Origin of the sequence: uncultured Pontibacter sp. (assembly GCF_947499215.1) — a bacterium.
GTDB lineage: Bacteria > Bacteroidota > Bacteroidia > Cytophagales > Hymenobacteraceae > Pontibacter.
This window is the reverse complement of the sequence record NZ_CANMNI010000003.1, coordinates 179,156-193,638: the sequence shown is the minus strand read 5'-3', so window position 1 is coordinate 193,638 and position 14,483 is coordinate 179,156. Positions and strand designations below refer to the sequence as shown.

At 41.7% G+C, this 14,483-nt stretch carries 14 protein-coding genes and 1 tRNA gene; 10 read left to right on the top strand and 5 right to left on the bottom strand.

The window, feature by feature from the left end; genetic code table 11:
• Position 1 precedes the first annotated feature (1 nt).
• On the bottom strand, positions 2 to 1,039 hold the full coding sequence (locus Q1A04_RS14725) for a WYL domain-containing protein (protein ID WP_299707485.1): 1,038 nt from the start codon (positions 1,037 to 1,039) through the stop codon (positions 2 to 4).
• A gap of 243 nt (positions 1,040 to 1,282) precedes the next feature.
• Here Q1A04_RS14725 and Q1A04_RS14720 point away from each other — a divergent pair, with 243 nt between their 5' ends.
• The 8 genes from Q1A04_RS14720 to Q1A04_RS14685 all read left to right on the top strand — a co-directional run bounded on the left by Q1A04_RS14720 (position 1,283) and on the right by Q1A04_RS14685 (position 10,604).
• Complete coding sequence (locus Q1A04_RS14720; protein WP_299707482.1) at positions 1,283 to 2,737, top strand: reverse transcriptase domain-containing protein; 1,455 nt, start codon at positions 1,283 to 1,285, stop codon at positions 2,735 to 2,737.
• 45 nt (positions 2,738 to 2,782) lie between these two features.
• Positions 2,783 to 4,006: a hypothetical protein gene (locus tag Q1A04_RS14715; protein ID WP_299707479.1), complete on the top strand. Its 1,224-nt coding sequence runs from the start codon at positions 2,783 to 2,785 to the stop codon at positions 4,004 to 4,006.
• The gene (locus tag Q1A04_RS14710) at positions 4,003 to 4,647 is read left to right on the top strand and encodes a hypothetical protein (RefSeq protein ID WP_299707477.1); all 645 of its coding nucleotides are present in this window, start codon (positions 4,003 to 4,005) and stop codon (positions 4,645 to 4,647) included. Before Q1A04_RS14715 ends, Q1A04_RS14710 begins: the two co-directional genes overlap by 4 nt.
• Positions 4,640 to 5,368, top strand: coding sequence for a hypothetical protein (locus Q1A04_RS14705; protein WP_299707475.1), 729 nt, complete (start codon positions 4,640 to 4,642; stop codon positions 5,366 to 5,368). Before Q1A04_RS14710 ends, Q1A04_RS14705 begins: the two co-directional genes overlap by 8 nt.
• Complete coding sequence (locus tag Q1A04_RS14700) at positions 5,365 to 6,435, top strand: response regulator (protein WP_299707473.1); 1,071 nt, start codon at positions 5,365 to 5,367, stop codon at positions 6,433 to 6,435. Before Q1A04_RS14705 ends, Q1A04_RS14700 begins: the two co-directional genes overlap by 4 nt.
• 125 nt (positions 6,436 to 6,560) lie before the next feature.
• The gene (locus Q1A04_RS14695; protein WP_299707470.1) at positions 6,561 to 8,684 is read left to right on the top strand and encodes an AAA family ATPase; all 2,124 of its coding nucleotides are present in this window, start codon (positions 6,561 to 6,563) and stop codon (positions 8,682 to 8,684) included.
• Positions 8,674 to 10,179, top strand: coding sequence for a hypothetical protein (locus Q1A04_RS14690; RefSeq protein WP_299707467.1), 1,506 nt, complete (start codon positions 8,674 to 8,676; stop codon positions 10,177 to 10,179). Before Q1A04_RS14695 ends, Q1A04_RS14690 begins: the two co-directional genes overlap by 11 nt.
• A gap of 122 nt (positions 10,180 to 10,301) precedes the next feature.
• Complete coding sequence (locus tag Q1A04_RS14685) at positions 10,302 to 10,604, top strand: hypothetical protein (protein ID WP_299707464.1); 303 nt, start codon at positions 10,302 to 10,304, stop codon at positions 10,602 to 10,604.
• A 303-nt stretch (positions 10,605 to 10,907) separates the two neighbouring features.
• On the opposite strand, the gene Q1A04_RS14680 is transcribed toward Q1A04_RS14685, so the two are convergent.
• The 4 genes from Q1A04_RS14680 to Q1A04_RS14665 all read right to left on the bottom strand — a co-directional run bounded on the left by Q1A04_RS14680 (position 10,908) and on the right by Q1A04_RS14665 (position 12,403).
• Positions 10,908 to 11,681 (bottom strand): sulfite exporter TauE/SafE family protein, encoded by a 774-nt coding sequence (locus Q1A04_RS14680; RefSeq protein ID WP_299707461.1) that lies wholly within the window; start codon positions 11,679 to 11,681, stop codon positions 10,908 to 10,910.
• A 29-nt stretch (positions 11,682 to 11,710) separates the two neighbouring features.
• Positions 11,711 to 11,956 carry a hypothetical protein gene (locus Q1A04_RS14675; protein ID WP_299707459.1) on the bottom strand — a complete coding sequence of 82 codons (246 nt, stop codon included), beginning with the start codon at positions 11,954 to 11,956 and terminating at the stop codon, positions 11,711 to 11,713.
• Positions 11,957 to 12,013: 57 nt separating this feature from the next.
• A complete protein-coding gene (locus Q1A04_RS14670; protein WP_299707457.1) occupies positions 12,014 to 12,205 on the bottom strand; it encodes a hypothetical protein in 192 nt (63 codons plus the stop codon).
• Positions 12,206 to 12,329: 124 nt separating this feature from the next.
• Positions 12,330 to 12,403, bottom strand: a tRNA-Ile gene (locus Q1A04_RS14665).
• Between the two features lie 70 nt (positions 12,404 to 12,473).
• Here Q1A04_RS14665 and Q1A04_RS14660 point away from each other — a divergent pair.
• Positions 12,474 to 13,127, top strand: a complete 654-nt coding sequence (locus Q1A04_RS14660; protein WP_299707454.1) for an HAD family phosphatase — start codon at positions 12,474 to 12,476, stop codon at positions 13,125 to 13,127.
• Positions 13,114 to 14,397, top strand: a complete 1,284-nt coding sequence (locus Q1A04_RS14655) for a site-2 protease family protein (protein ID WP_299707452.1) — start codon at positions 13,114 to 13,116, stop codon at positions 14,395 to 14,397. The genes Q1A04_RS14660 and Q1A04_RS14655 overlap by 14 nt, the downstream gene beginning before the upstream one ends.
• The last annotated feature ends 86 nt before the right edge of the window (positions 14,398 to 14,483 follow it).

Sequence of the window (14,483 nt, the reverse complement as noted above, 5' to 3'; positions counted from 1 at the left end):
TCTACACTCCATCAGAGTTTGCAACCGATTGATACTGATTTAAAGCAACTTTAAGGTTATCTGCTATTTCCATTTTCAACCACTCTGGACTTATCACTTCCACATCTTTGCCATAGGACAGTATAAGACGCTTAAACTCAAAGTTGATTACTAAATCTAGCTTTACCTCTAAAAGATTCGGCTTAAGCCACTTATCATGCTGAGAGCCGTGGATAGGTTTGTTAACAACATACTTCCCCGATGTACCTTTCAAATGCAATACTACTAGCTCGGTGGTAGCTCCGACAGGCTTCGTAACGCCAATCATTTCATCAAAATACTCAAACCAGTCTATTTCAGTATTAAGTGTATATTTCCCATTGGTCTCGTTGATGCTCACAATTCTATCAAGCGGCAGATTCCAGTTATAAAGTCCTTTGTCAGGATTATAGCCAAATAGGAACCACCTGTTATTAAATTGCTTCAGGTAGTAAGGATGAATAACAACATCATAAGGAACATTGCTCTCAAACGGTTGGTAACTCACACGCAGTACCTTTTTATAGAAAATCGCATTGTGCAGTTCTCCTAAATACTCAATGCCTTTTAAATATTGGTTATTGTCAAAGTCAATTATTACTTCTTCTTCCTGTTCTCCAGCAATACCTTGATTTAGTTTAGCCAGTATCTCATGCACATATTCAAACTGTGGCATCCCCTTAAACTGAGCCAAGATAGCCATAGCATTACGGAGCTGATTTTTTTCGACTTCATTTAAAGGTGAGTTATCAATTGAGAAAGAATTGTCAGCATACCTATAGTATACCTTCTTGTTATCTCTGTGCTTTTCTAATTCTATACTATAGCCTTCACTGCTCTCCATAAAAGCTATATCCTCAAAAATCTGCCTACGGCTTATACCTTTCGAATCAGGATCTATATCGAGTAAAACTTTATTGCACTCATCAATAAGATCTTGAATAAAGTAACGCTTTCCTGGATTGCTAAAACACCTATCAAGCACTTTATATCGAATTACTGCATGTTTGTTTCTCGCCATAGCTTTTTGCTGGAAGAGTGCAGCTCTACTGCACAGGTACCTATTCTCTTTGTGATGTAAATGTTTTACAAACCAACTGCAAAATAAAAATAAGACATTACATTTGTGCAGTTGTACTGCACAGTTTTATATTTACTTTGCAACATGTTCTTTGAATGCCTGCTCTAAGATTTTGATTTTTGCCAGCTGTCGCGCAGGAATAATCCTGTGTGAGAATCGGCTGGTGTCCCATAGCAATATGGGATGAAGGTTAGAGGTGTCATTGTCGACGCTCTCTTAGTTGTTGAAAAGGCTCAATTTGTTATATCTATATGCTTTCTATATGCATTACAAGTTGCAGTGTCTTTTCTCTTAATTTCTTTTTCTTTTTCTAGTTTTTATAAACAAAGAAAACACGAGCAGGCATTCAGGAGCATTTTAGCTAGCAAGATGAATATCACAGAAGAACAAAGCCAGTACATCCTTTCCAACTTCAGCAGCATGAAGAGCAAAGAAGACTTACTTAGTCTTCTCAATTATGCTAAAGTTATCATCTATGGAGAGAAAGCTGTTCCTTTTGCTCTAAAACACATCAACTATCACAGCAACTCGAAGGCTAGCAAGAACCGCTACACAGTATTCTTTATTAAAAAGAAATCCGGCGCTGAAAGAACAATACATGCCCCTTCTAAAGGATTGAAGGTTATTCAGAAGTGCCTAAACTTGATCCTGCAAACCGTCTATGCCCAACACCAGCATAAAGCTGCTACTGGTTTTGTTCCAGGCAAGTCTATTGTAGATAATGCGAAGTTACACACCAACAGCCTCTACGTCTACAATCTTGACTTAAAAGACTTCTTCCCCAGCATTGATCAGGCACGTGTATGGGGCAGGCTAAAGTTTCCTCCTTTCAATCTCAACGAGAAGAGCAACAAGCTTAAGCTTGCAAATCTAATAGCATCCTTGTGCTGCCATGAGATGGAAGTAGAACGTATTCAGCCAGATGCTTCGTGGCAGAAAGTCGTAAGAAATGTTCTACCACAAGGTGCGCCTACATCTCCTACTCTTACCAATATTATCTGCCAGCAGCTAGACTTTTACCTTAGTGCTGTTGCCAAACGCTTTAGCCTAAAGTATAGCCGCTATGCCGATGATATTACGTTTAGTTCGCAACACAACGTGTACCAGGAGGGTAGCGAATTCCTAAAAGAACTTCATCGCATTATCGCTGCCCAAAACTTTCATATCAAGCCAAGTAAGACTCGTCTACAGAAACAGGGATACCGGCAGGAAGTTACTGGTATTGTGGTTAATGATGATGTGAATGTGCCCAAGCGATATATTAAACAGCTACGCATGTGGCTTTATTATTGGGAGCAGTATGGCTATGATAGAGCTTATTCTTTCTTTGTACAGCAGTACAAAGCAGATAAAGGTTATGTCAAAAAGGGTAAGCCTGACATGGCCAACGTCATTAAGGGAAAACTTGACTATCTTAAGATGGTAAAAGGTGCGGATAATACTGCTTATCTAAAACTGGTGGAGCGATATAATAGGGTGACAAATCAGTTACAATATGATAAAGCGGCACTCTTCTCCCATATTCTTGAAGTGTGGGAAAAGGAAGGAATCGAACAGGCGATGGCTCTATTTTATAATGAGCCGACAAAAGGCACTAAGATTTCTTCTTTTTCAGAAGACGATCTTCTCCTTGATTAATTTTTAGTCTATACCTACAACTAGTTTAGTAAATGGCTTAGAGAAATGGACAAAACTAAAATTGACTTTATCATCGATTTATTCAATGATAAGAGGTTAACTAATCAACATAAAGAGAAGTTATTTTCTCTTACTCATGTAGAGTTAAAAAAGCTTGAAAACAACGATGAGATTATCTTAAAGAGGCTTGATAGGTTAGAAAAAAAAATCTTATCAGAAAATGGTTTTACCGACAACCCTTATAAAGAAAAACTTCCTACTCCTGTTACTAAGCGTAAGCACAACAATGTAAAAGCGATGCTTCCAGACTCTTACACTGACCCAAGAAACACAGCAAGATTTTTAAATGAATTTAACCAGAATATTGTCCTTAAATCTACTACTCATAAGATTGACAAAAACCTCCTCGAGAGTCTTCTGCATGAATTGAATACTAATCAGTACGACTATAAAGTCCACATGCAAAAAATTCAGGATGAGTTCGAGGCTCTTACTAAGAAATATACTGTCAACTCTGCCTTAGTAGGAAAAATCAATGAATTCTTGTTTCTAAAAAAGAACCTAGGGTGGTCACAAGAGTCCTTAAAGATTAGTTGGGGGGCTCAGGAAATAGAAGAATGGTGTAAACAAAATCCTGGGAAGTGTCCAAACCCTGACTTCGACTTGAACTATGCTACCTGTTCCTTAAAAGAGGTTCTTGAACTCCAAGATGGTACTCCCCTCAGCACTTTTAATGAAGTCATCTCACATTTCAAAGGCCAAATAGAGTTCAGAGATACTACAGATCTTAAAAAGATAATTAAAAGAATTAATAGAACCGTTTTCTCCGACTTTGATTTCAATATTAATAATGTCAACGAAGGAATAAGGTTTTATTCAGATGTAGAAAAAGTTTCCCAAGCTTATAAGAAAGTAATTCAAATGTGTATTGAACACTGGCAAGACAATCATAGCCTTGAAGAAAAAAAACCACTGTTTAATTTATCACTTAAAGAAATAAGCGATGGAACAGAAATAAAAATAGTTTTTAGCATAAACCATATTAACTCAGTTTATGGCAAAACAGCAAAGGGGCTAGATAGATATGGTAGCACAACAACAGGACTCATTAAAAATCAAGTAAATGGACTGTCTGATTTAACGCTAAGTGCAGAATTTCCGAATAACGAGTTCTCAAAAGTTTCTCTATGGCCTAAGTTAGAAAATGCCACTCCACTTAAGCACTTCTCTGGTGTTCAATTTGATTTTACATTTTATAGATTATCATGATTTACCTTATAGATGAGAAAAGGCTAAGACAGGAGAACTACTCTTGGACAACAGAGAAGTTTGATGAATATAAAGAATTCATCAAGCCTATTTATACAAAAGATGAACTTGATAACGCCAAAGCGTCTATTTTCTCAGACCAAGCCAACATTGTGCTGTTCCATGATTCTTTCTTTGATACCATGTACAATAAACATGAAAAAAATGTTGATCGAATTAGGCAAGACATCATCCAACTAAGTGAAAAAATGAAGGTAGTCTTGTTTAGCGGAGGAACATATAATAGGATTATTAAAAATGAAAATTATGCTTCTCTGCCTGTCGAATGGATATACAAGAATCTCGAGTTTTTTACTGAACAGTACAGACAGCAAAATGAAAAGCTTGAGCATTTAGCATATGGGAAGAACTATGAGTTCGAAATCATTGCTCAGCAAAGAAATGAATTGTGGAAAATGCTTTATAAAAAGAAAAATTCGGATACGATTCCTACAAATGAACGGTTCGAGTTCCTTGTCAATAACTTTTTAAAAATAATAGGAAAAGAGAAAGAACTTGAAAAGTTAACACAAGAAAGTGTTGAGGTAGGTTTCTTCAGATATAGAATAAATAAGCTGATAACACTTTACATAAATGATTAATTTAATATTTAGGGAAGACAAATCTATTCTAAGATCAGGCGATTTTGGAGTTGACATAGAAGAAAAAATTCTCTTTCTAGATCACAAGACCAATATAGACATCTGGATGGACGCTCTCATAAAAACTGAGTTATCAGTTTGCTATACGAATATCTTTATTCCAACTTCTTTTGGAGATAATGTGAGCGATTACCTTGGGCTTAGATTAGCGTTGCACATAAGAACCACAAAAGGCTTGAATCAAGATTCTAACATATATCTATATGGCCCAGAAACATTAGAAGAAATTACGTCTTTCTGTAGCCTATATCAGATTTTGCTAACGGAAGGAGTTTCTTTAATTGATTTTAGTATTGAGACGATTTCTAAACACCTTAGAAATCAAAAGAAGCTATTAAACCACAGTCAACTTTTAAGAGAGTTGAAAAAAATCCTAATTGACGTTCCTGAAAATTATTATGATTCGCATAGTATATCAAATGTGTGGGGACTCTATAGATTATGTGAGGTTAGTGGTATCAAAGCAGATTCAATCAAAACATTGAAAGATCAACAAGAAAAATTAAGTCATATTTACTTTAAATGGCTATTAGCTGTTAATAGGATAGAAGATATAAGATCTCAAGAAGTAATAAATGCAGAACAAAAATATGCTGAACGCTTACCAGGTCTAAAGATCCTAGGAAAAATCGAGTTGCCTGCTAATAAAAGAAAGCGATGATGAAAGTACTATTAATAGACGATGAAGCTGAAAGAGGTTGGCAAGAGGTATTAGAACAAGTTCTAACTTTAGAGATATTCTCAATTTCTGATTTAGACAGCGCTTTAGAAGAGGTAGAGAAAGTAGAATACGAACTCATATTATTGGATTTAAGATTTGGAGAACAAGATCATAATTCCAGAAACATAAAGGATTATGGCGGTTATAAAATATTAAAAACTATAAAATCAAATTTCTACAATGTTAATTTCTCTACACCCATAATTGTAATTACAGCCACTAATAAAGTTTGGAATATATTTTCAATGTTGGAAAATGGAGCTGATAGCTTCTATGTTAAGGAACATCCAGATTTTGCTAATGATATAGCATTCTCTCGACAGAATTATAGTCAGCTGTTAGACTCAGTCGCTACCCTTAAAATTGAAAGCATCAAGAGAAAGGAGATTTGGAGAAGCATTATTCAGATTCATGAACTCAGTCAACAAAGTATCGAAAATCAAAACATCAGACATAGAATTGAAGAAAAGCTTAAAATAGGATATGGAATTCTTTTCCGAAGAATTACTGAGATTGAAAAACAAACTTTATTGTTTAATAAGGAAGTTGTAGCCTTTATTGTTTTTTGGTCAATTCTGGAAGAAATCTCGCACTCCTACTATAAGAGAGAAAATGAGAAAGACTTAGAATGGATTTTAGCCTCTAATGGTGAAGTTTTACAGTCCGTAGATAGCGATGGAACTATTAAGACGAAATTTTCTACTATTAAAGATGAATTTGTTAAAGTAGATTCTAAAGCTCTTACTACAACTGCATACCAAATCAATCTATCTAACCAAATCTGTGGTATTCTAAGGTATCAACAAAACTGGACTCACCACAGAGTTCGCTCGGAATTTATAGACAAATTAAATAGATATAGGAACAAAGTAGACTTTATACATAGTAATACCGAAGTTATTTTAAAGCAAAAGCTAATTGATAACCAAGGCAGTATAGAAGCTTACCAAAAATGCACTAGTATATTAAGCTTTATTATTGATATTCTTCATCTGCCATCTGCTTAAAGAATTTCATAACATTTATACCTTAGTACACTCAATCATTGACACCTTATAAAATAATTCTATAAGAAAACTATGCAGAACCACTGCACACTTGCTCTATACCTTTGTTTTGTAATCGATAAAACATGAGCATATTCTACCATTTCCAGCACCTAACCCTTAATGATGACCAAAGCACCGCTTTAGAGAAGATTGAGTCTTTCCTAAACAGTGACAGTCAGGTATTCATACTGAAGGGGTATGCTGGAAGCGGTAAGACTACTATTCTGAAAGGATTAGTAACACACCTAAAAGCTACAGGGAAAGACTTTGCTATGTTGGCTCCAACAGGAAGAGCGGCTAAGGTATTACGTGATAGGACTGGACGTGGGATGACCATCCATCGTGGTATTTATAACTTTGAGAAGTTACAGTTAAAAGAAGTTGAATCAGAGGATGTAGCAGAAAAGTCTTTTCATTATTACTTCCCAATTAAGGACGAAATTGAAGAAAGAAGAGTAATCATTGTGGATGAAGCCTCAATGATTGCCGAAAAAAAGGTTCAGCATGAGCTTTTTACTTTCGGCACAGGAAAGTTGCTATCCGATCTGCTCACCTATTCTAAGATCAAGACCTCGCAGAATAAAATCATTTTTGTTGGTGATCCTGCACAGCTACCGCCGGTAACGGATCCTACATCCTTAGCCTTTGAGAAAAGCTATTTCGAAGAACACCAGATTTCTGTAGCCGAGGCTGAGATGAAGACCGTGATGCGCCAGGCTGCTGAGAATCCTATACTTCACAATGCCTCAAAGTTCAGAGATTTGATGGCACATGCTGTCAGGACTGAGCTTGAATTAGATTTCGATAACAAGTATTTTATCAAAGCGAATGCTGAGGAGATAGCCGAAAGTTATACCAATCACTTTCCACTCCCTGAGGTGGGTAACGGTGTAGTAATTTCCTTTAGCAATGCCCAATGCCTGTCATACAATAAAGCTATCCGTGAAAAGATATTCCCGAACTGTAAGGATATAGTGGCTGGCGATGTTATTCTGATCAATAATAACAACTACCATACTTACGGAACGGAGCTTTATAATGGCGATATGGCTAAAGTTATAGCCGTATCTGAGAGACTTGAGACGCAGTCAGCTCCTGTTTATGTAACTGAAGGTCGCGAAAAGGTAAAGAAAACTGTCACATTAACTTTTCGGGACATTGTTATTAAGCTTCCGAACCATCCGGAGGATATCAAGTGCAAAGTTTTCGACAACCTCTTAAACAATACCGCCGCTGATCTATCGATAACAGAGCTTAAAGCACTGTACATCAATTTTATCATGCGGTTCAATGAGGAGCAGAGAAGAAGGAAAGAACAAGGATTACCTACATTCAGAGAAGGATCGGAGGAGTTTCGAAACCAGCTAAAGGCAGACCCCTATTATAATGCTCTTCGCATCAAGTATGGCTATGCCATCACGTGTCATAAGTCGCAAGGCGGTGAATGGGACACGGTGTTTGTGGACTACTATGGTCGAACGGGATTGAGGGACGCTCAGCTGCGCTGGTCATACACAGCTGTTACCAGAGCCAAAGACAAATGCTACAATATCAACCCACCTTGTTTTACAGCATTCAGCAAACTCGCTTTTGCCCCTATTGGTCCTATTGGTAAAGTTCCCATTGAGGCGATTCAGTTTAACAACATTCCCTTGTCACCCTTCCACGCGGTAGGCTCTCATGCCTGTAAGAGTTTAAAGTATCATGAGATTGCAGACAAGATTGCTGACACCTCTTTTTCGCTTGATCGGGTTGAAACAAGACCTCATTTAGAGATCTACTACTTCAATTTGGATGGTAAGGAGCTTCGTGCCCAAGCATTTCACGATGGAGCAGGGATATTTAGTGACTTCGTTTTAGTTGGAGCAGAATCAGAAGAAGCGAAAAGCTTATTGTTTATTATCAACCAACCTTATGAAAGGCAGTTCAGGGTTGATTATACCCCATCGCACCCCAACTTGGAGAAACTTTATTCTATAGTACAAGCGGGGTGTGACATAGCTGAGGTGGCTATAACAAATATTATAGAGCTCCCAGCAAAGTATTATGTTACCTATTACCTCAGAACTTCTGGAATAAGCTCTTACATCCAGTTCTACTTTAACGGAAAGGCACAGCTGACAAAAGCTATCTCTAAGTCTGTAAATGGGGAGCAGGATGATAAGCTTAAGCAATTAGTAAATATAATCTCACAGTATGCCAGCTAAAGAAATAAAAGAGTTACGCCAAGCCGGAGAATTAGAAGAGGCCTATGCTATGGCAAAAGCTGAGTTAGAAGCTGAGCCTGATAACTTATGGGCGAAACGCAACTTGAGCTGGGTACTGTATAGTCAATTGGATAAGGCCGCAAATAACCTCAATCAGTTTCTTTCAAAACTGGAGGAACTGGAAAAGCTGGAGCTGCCAGAAAGTGAGGAAATGCTTTATGACAACCTCTCAATTGTGATTGCTAAGGCAGTCCGCCATGTTACTGGACAACAGAACATAAACTTGAGTAGCTTAGATGCGCTATTTTCAAAAGCAAGCACCTTTCCACTGGTAAAACCGTCTAAGTGGTACTCTTCCCTATTTCAAGCATTTCACAAGGGCTACAAGGAAACTGACAAATACATTGCTTTTGCTGACTGGTGGGGACTGGAGAACTTCTTAGATAAAGATTATCAGAAGGAGAAGATGCCTAATGGCAAAGAGATAATGGCAATTGCTGAACAGGCGTATATTGCTTACTCTAAACAACTCCTACCTAAGCATACGATGTTTGGGGAGGTAATCTTTAACAAAGAGAAGGTAGACGCATTCATGCCCAAACTGGATCAGATAGTGGAGAACTACCCCAACTATGTGTACCCTGCTTACTACAAGGCTAAACTGTTGTTAGCATTAGGAGATGCAGAAAACATACTTTCTGCAATCCTACCCTTCGCTAAGAAGAAAAAGAACGACTTTTGGGTATGGGAAGTATTGAGTGAAGCCTTCAAGGACGATGAAGAGAAGGTCTTAGCATGCTACTGCCGTGCCTTGTCATGCAACAGTCCTGAGGAAATGCTTGTTAGCCTTCGTCAGAAAATGGCTACTATCTTTATCACTCAGGAGCTTTATGATGAAGCAAGAACCGAGATAGAGAGAATAGTAGCTGCCAGAACTGCAAAAGGCTGGTCTATCCCTACTACTATTACAAGCTGGCAAAACAGCGAGTGGTATAAGCGAGCTACGGTACAGAAGTCAAACTACGACTTTTACAAAAGGTATAATGATGTTGCGGATAGTCTACTATACAGCGATATTAAGGAAGAGAGTGTGCTTGTATCTTTTGTAAATTCAGACAAAAAGATGCTGAACTTCATAGTTTCTGAGGAAAAGAAGGGATTTTTTAAGTATGAACGCATCTTAGATAAGGTACATGTTGGAGACATCCTACGAGTACGTTTCCAGAGTGGAAGCAAAAGCGGGCTGCATAAAGTATTCACTGCCTTAAAGGGCACCGATGAAAGACTAAAACAGAAGTTCTTCAGAGTGGTGGAGGGTGAGGTAAGAATAGCAGAAGGCAAGGAGTTTGGCTTTGTAGGAGATGTATTCCTCAACCCTACAGTAGTGAGTAAAAATAAGCTCACTGCCGGAATGACTATAAAAGGACATGCAATGAAATCATATGACCCTAAGAAGGAACAGTGGGGCTGGAAAATGATCAATATCGAAAAGTAAATTGCGGTATAATAGCAAGATTTAAAATGTTAGATTAATTTACAAAAGGGTTAATCGGCATACTCGTTTCATTCTGATATTATATTGTTTAAAATTCTTCTAAAATTACAAATGAGAGATTCATGGAGTTTGACACTAAAAGAATAACTGAGCTTTGCATAAAGTATAAGATAACGATAAGAGACTTTTATTTTTTATACTGCTTAATAATAGAAGATATAGAAAGCATAGTTGCTTACATAGATGGGTCTGTTGATGAATGGTTGGATATCGATGACTTCAACTCTTTATATCGTAAAGGCTTAATTGATTTTGCAGGAGTAGAGGGGAAGGATTATACGTCTGAAAATGTGCCCTCAGACATTATCATTGTTAACCCTAATTTCGAAAGAGATATCATGGGGAAAGGCTTATACATGCAATAATTTTACCATAAACCTTATCTACTTAATTAGGCTACTTTCTAATAAGCTTTTTATATAGTTGAGTATCTATACAGCTCTGTTGCATAGATACTCTCCTGCTTTTTTATATCGACAATGATACTAAATAATTCCACTTTGCTTATGCATTTTCAAGTTGAGCATTGTCTAGTATTAGTGAAAAAGCTTTTTAGGCCTTTGATATTCTCAGAAATGATTTAATCCCTAGTGATTACTTCATATTGCCTTGCCGCTTACACCTAATTGTCTTCTAAATCCTAAACATCAAAACTAATCTCCTCCCTCCTATATCAACCCCGCTCCCAAGGCCAATGAGATGGCAATCAGCATAACGGCCACCAGGACCTGTATAGACTTCAGCGTCACCTTCTTGAGGAAAATATTACCCAGGTAGGAGCCGAGTATGCCGGCAAGGGTGGCGCAGACCACCAGCAGCACATTCTCCTGGAGACCAGCCTTGCTAAAGCGTGTGGCATAAACCGAGAGCCTGGTAAAGTCAACAAAGGCTGACACCACTACAGCCGTCGCGATGAAGGCCTCCTTCGACAGCCCCGCCCTGATCAGGAAAGCGCTTCGCAACGCCCCTTGGTTACCTGTGAGGCCGCCAAAGAAGCCGCTCAGGGCGCCACCCAGCGGCAGCTTCTCAGGCCCGAACCTCAGCTTGTCGAAATAGGGAATCAGGTCCATGCTGGCAAAGAATAACAGGAGGACGGACACGATGAACTTGAGGGGAGACACCTCAAACTCCCTATCGCCGAGGGTATAGGAAAAGAGCGGCCGCAAATCGGTGATCTGCAACAATAGCCAGGCCCCCAGCAGCGCAGCCACTACCGCAGGTATACCGAAGCGCAGCAAGACCTGCCTGTTGGCGTGCCTGCCCACCAGTACCAGCTTGAAAAGATTGTTGAAGAAGTGCACAACCCCGGTCAGGGCTATGGCCAGCTCGACGGGGAAGAAAAGGATGAACACCGGCGTCAGGATCGTGCCCAAGCCAAAGCCGGAGAAGAACGTGAGGATGGCGACAATGAAGGCGGCAAAAGAGATGATGACGATTTCCATGGTGGTTTCCCTCCGGTTGAAACGGTGCTTTAGTCGCTGCTTCTGATAGGTGAAACTCTTGTCGCAGGAGGATTAACAGTGAAAAAAGGCACCTTTTCCAGCGCATGGCAGGCGTTACAGCTCATGGTGAGCGCCCGGAACTTCTCGTCGAACACCACCGCATCCCGCTCCGCTATGGCCTCTTTCATGGCAGGCAGTGCGTCGGCCAGAAAAGGCTCCGCTGACTTCGCTCGCTTAGGCCTGCGCTCCAGCCCGTTCCGGATGGCCGTCTCCATTTTGTCAGCTTGGTATTTGGCGTAGTCCCAGTTCTGGTCCTGCCCAGCCCAATAGAGCTATTGGTAGCGATGGCCTACTTCTACCATGGCCATATCGAAGCCACGGAAGTGTTTCTCAATAAGACGGATTTGCTCCTCTTCCGATCCTTTCACCCAATCTCCCTGCGCCACTTCCGGACGGCTGTCATTTTCCCGGCACGAGCTGAGAGCGAAGGCAAGCAGGGCACACATGAAAATGGTTCTTAACATCTGCTCGTTGTTTAAAAAGCATTACGTAAGGTATAGCCATAATACGTGCTATCATAAAGGATATTCAGGGCATAAACAAAAAAAAAGCACTTACCCCTCTGCGAGATAAGTGCTTGATTTTCTGTGGGCCCACCTGGAATCGAACCAGGCACCTACTGATTATGAGTCAGTTGCTCTAACCGAATGAGCTATAGGCCCGTTCCCTTAAAAGAATGTGCTTCCTTTGATTTGGGAGTGCAATTCTACATATTTGTGCTGACAATTTCAAATGCAAGACCAAAATATTTTCGTGGACCTGACTACTGTTAAAAACATCATATTCGACCTCGGCGGGGTCATCATCAACCTAGATTACCATAAAAGCATACGCGAGCTGGAGCAGTACTGCACCGAAGGTCACACCATCGAGTACAGCCAACGCGCACAGTCTCACCTGTTTGACCTCTTCGAGACCGGTAACAGCAGCCCCGAGGAGTTTCGCCAGCACCTGCGCGAAGCCTACCACCTCAACGCGACCGACGAGCAGATAGACCATGCTTGGAACGCCATGCTGCTCGACATTCCGGCCGAAAGAATTGAGCTGCTCCGCGAACTGGGCAAAAAATACCGCATTTTCCTGCTCAGCAATACCAACGCCATCCACATGAAGCGCTTCAATGAGATGGTGGAGCACAGCTTTACCATGCCGAGCCTCGATTCGCTGTTTGAGCAGGCCTACTACTCGCACCTAATCGGGCAGCGCAAGCCAGACGCCATCGTGTTTGAGCAAATACTCGAGCAGAACGGCCTGAAGCGCGAAGAGACCCTGTTTATCGACGACAGTATACAGCACATCGAAAGCGCCGACAAGGTGGGTGTGCAAACGCTCTTCCTGAAGCCGCCGCTTACCATTAACGAGGTATTCGGGAATGCAGTGGCCTAAACCGCACAGGTATAGCCTGCACCTGCTGCTCTTTGTGCTCACGCTCGTCACCACGACGATTGCGGGAGCGGAGTGGCGCTTTGGCAAGCTGTTCTTCTGGGGGCCGGAGGGCTTCTCGGGCACGGGTACGTTTACGTGGGCCGAGCTGGCTGCCGGGCTTTACTTCTCTATCCCTTTTCTGGGGGTGCTCACCGTGCATGAGTTCGGGCACTACTTCACCGCGAAGCACTACCGCACCGATGTCACGCTCCCCTACTACATTCCGCTGTGGTTCGGCATCACGTCCACGATCGGCACCATGGGGGCCTTCATCCGGATCAGGAGCCGCATCTTCTCGAGGCAGCAGTTCTATGACATCGGTATTGCCGGTCCGCTGGCCGGTTTTGTGGTGGCCATCCCTTTGCTATTCTACGGCTTCACGCACCTGCCGGAGCCGGAGTTTATCTTTACGATCCACCCCGAGTACCGGCAATTCGGCTTGGACTACGCACAGCATGTATACCAAGGCGAAGGCAATTTCTCGCTTGGCAAGAACCTCTTGTTTGTGCTCTTTGAAAGGTATGTGGCCGACCCCGCGCTGGTGCCAAATGCCTACGAGGTGATCCATTATCCGCTGCTCTTCGCGGGCTACCTAGCCTTGTTCTTCACGGCTCTCAACCTGCTGCCCATCGGTCAGTTGGACGGCGGCCATGTGCTCTACGGCCTGATCGGGTATAAGCGTTTCAACCAGCTCTCCCCGATCTTCTTCTCACTGTTCATTGTGTATGCCGGTCTGGGTGTGATCTCGCCCCACGCGGAGCCCCTGTGGGCGGACGAGCTGTTGGTGGTGCTGGCGCCCTTTGTGTTCTTTGCTTTCCGGGGCATCCTGCAGGACAACCGGTTGGGCCTGATGTCGGCGCTGGGGATGTTACTGGCGCAGTACAGTCTGGCCGAAACCTTCCCGGAGCTGACGGCCTACATCTGGGTATGGCCCCTCTATGTGCTCTACCTGTTCTTCGTGCTGCAGCCAGCCACCCCGAACTTCCGCTACACGCTATACCTTGTCTCAGTGGTGCTGGGGTCCCAAGTGCTCATCTCCTTCTTTTTCCCGGAAGCCGATGGCTATACGGGCTGGCTGCTTTTCGGCCTGCTACTCTCTAGGCTTATGGGGATTTTCCACCCCTCCTGCCCGAATGAGTCCCCGCTTACGCCGGGGCGTAAAGTGTTGGGTATAATTGCTTTCGTTATTTTCCTGCTATGCTTTAGCCCGACGCCGTTTGTGATTGGGTGACCTCCCCCAGCCCCCTCCTTTGTCGAGGGCCCCTACCCCCAAAACAGGAGGGGGAGTTGTGCACGATTAACATCCCCCTGCCCCCT

Bases quoted from the DNA above. Each gene is read 5' to 3' on its own strand.
- Q1A04_RS14725 (WP_299707485.1), bottom strand. From the start codon at position 1,039: ATGGCGAGAAACAAACATGCAGTAATTCGATATAAAGTGCTTGATAGG.
- Q1A04_RS14720 (WP_299707482.1), top strand. From the start codon at position 1,283: ATGAAGGTTAGAGGTGTCATTGTCGACGCTCTCTTAGTTGTTGAAAAG.
- Q1A04_RS14715 (WP_299707479.1), top strand. From the start codon at position 2,783: ATGGACAAAACTAAAATTGACTTTATCATCGATTTATTCAATGATAAG.
- Q1A04_RS14710 (WP_299707477.1), top strand. From the start codon at position 4,003: ATGATTTACCTTATAGATGAGAAAAGGCTAAGACAGGAGAACTACTCT.
- Q1A04_RS14705 (WP_299707475.1), top strand. From the start codon at position 4,640: ATGATTAATTTAATATTTAGGGAAGACAAATCTATTCTAAGATCAGGC.
- Q1A04_RS14700 (WP_299707473.1), top strand. From the start codon at position 5,365: ATGATGAAAGTACTATTAATAGACGATGAAGCTGAAAGAGGTTGGCAA.
- Q1A04_RS14695 (WP_299707470.1), top strand. From the start codon at position 6,561: ATGAGCATATTCTACCATTTCCAGCACCTAACCCTTAATGATGACCAA.
- Q1A04_RS14690 (WP_299707467.1), top strand. From the start codon at position 8,674: ATGCCAGCTAAAGAAATAAAAGAGTTACGCCAAGCCGGAGAATTAGAA.
- Q1A04_RS14685 (WP_299707464.1), top strand. From the start codon at position 10,302: ATGGAGTTTGACACTAAAAGAATAACTGAGCTTTGCATAAAGTATAAG.
- Q1A04_RS14680 (WP_299707461.1), bottom strand. From the start codon at position 11,681: ATGGAAATCGTCATCATCTCTTTTGCCGCCTTCATTGTCGCCATCCTC.
- Q1A04_RS14675 (WP_299707459.1), bottom strand. From the start codon at position 11,956: ATGGAGACGGCCATCCGGAACGGGCTGGAGCGCAGGCCTAAGCGAGCG.
- Q1A04_RS14670 (WP_299707457.1), bottom strand. From the start codon at position 12,205: ATGTTAAGAACCATTTTCATGTGTGCCCTGCTTGCCTTCGCTCTCAGC.
- Q1A04_RS14660 (WP_299707454.1), top strand. From the start codon at position 12,474: ATGCAAGACCAAAATATTTTCGTGGACCTGACTACTGTTAAAAACATC.
- Q1A04_RS14655 (WP_299707452.1), top strand. From the start codon at position 13,114: ATGCAGTGGCCTAAACCGCACAGGTATAGCCTGCACCTGCTGCTCTTT.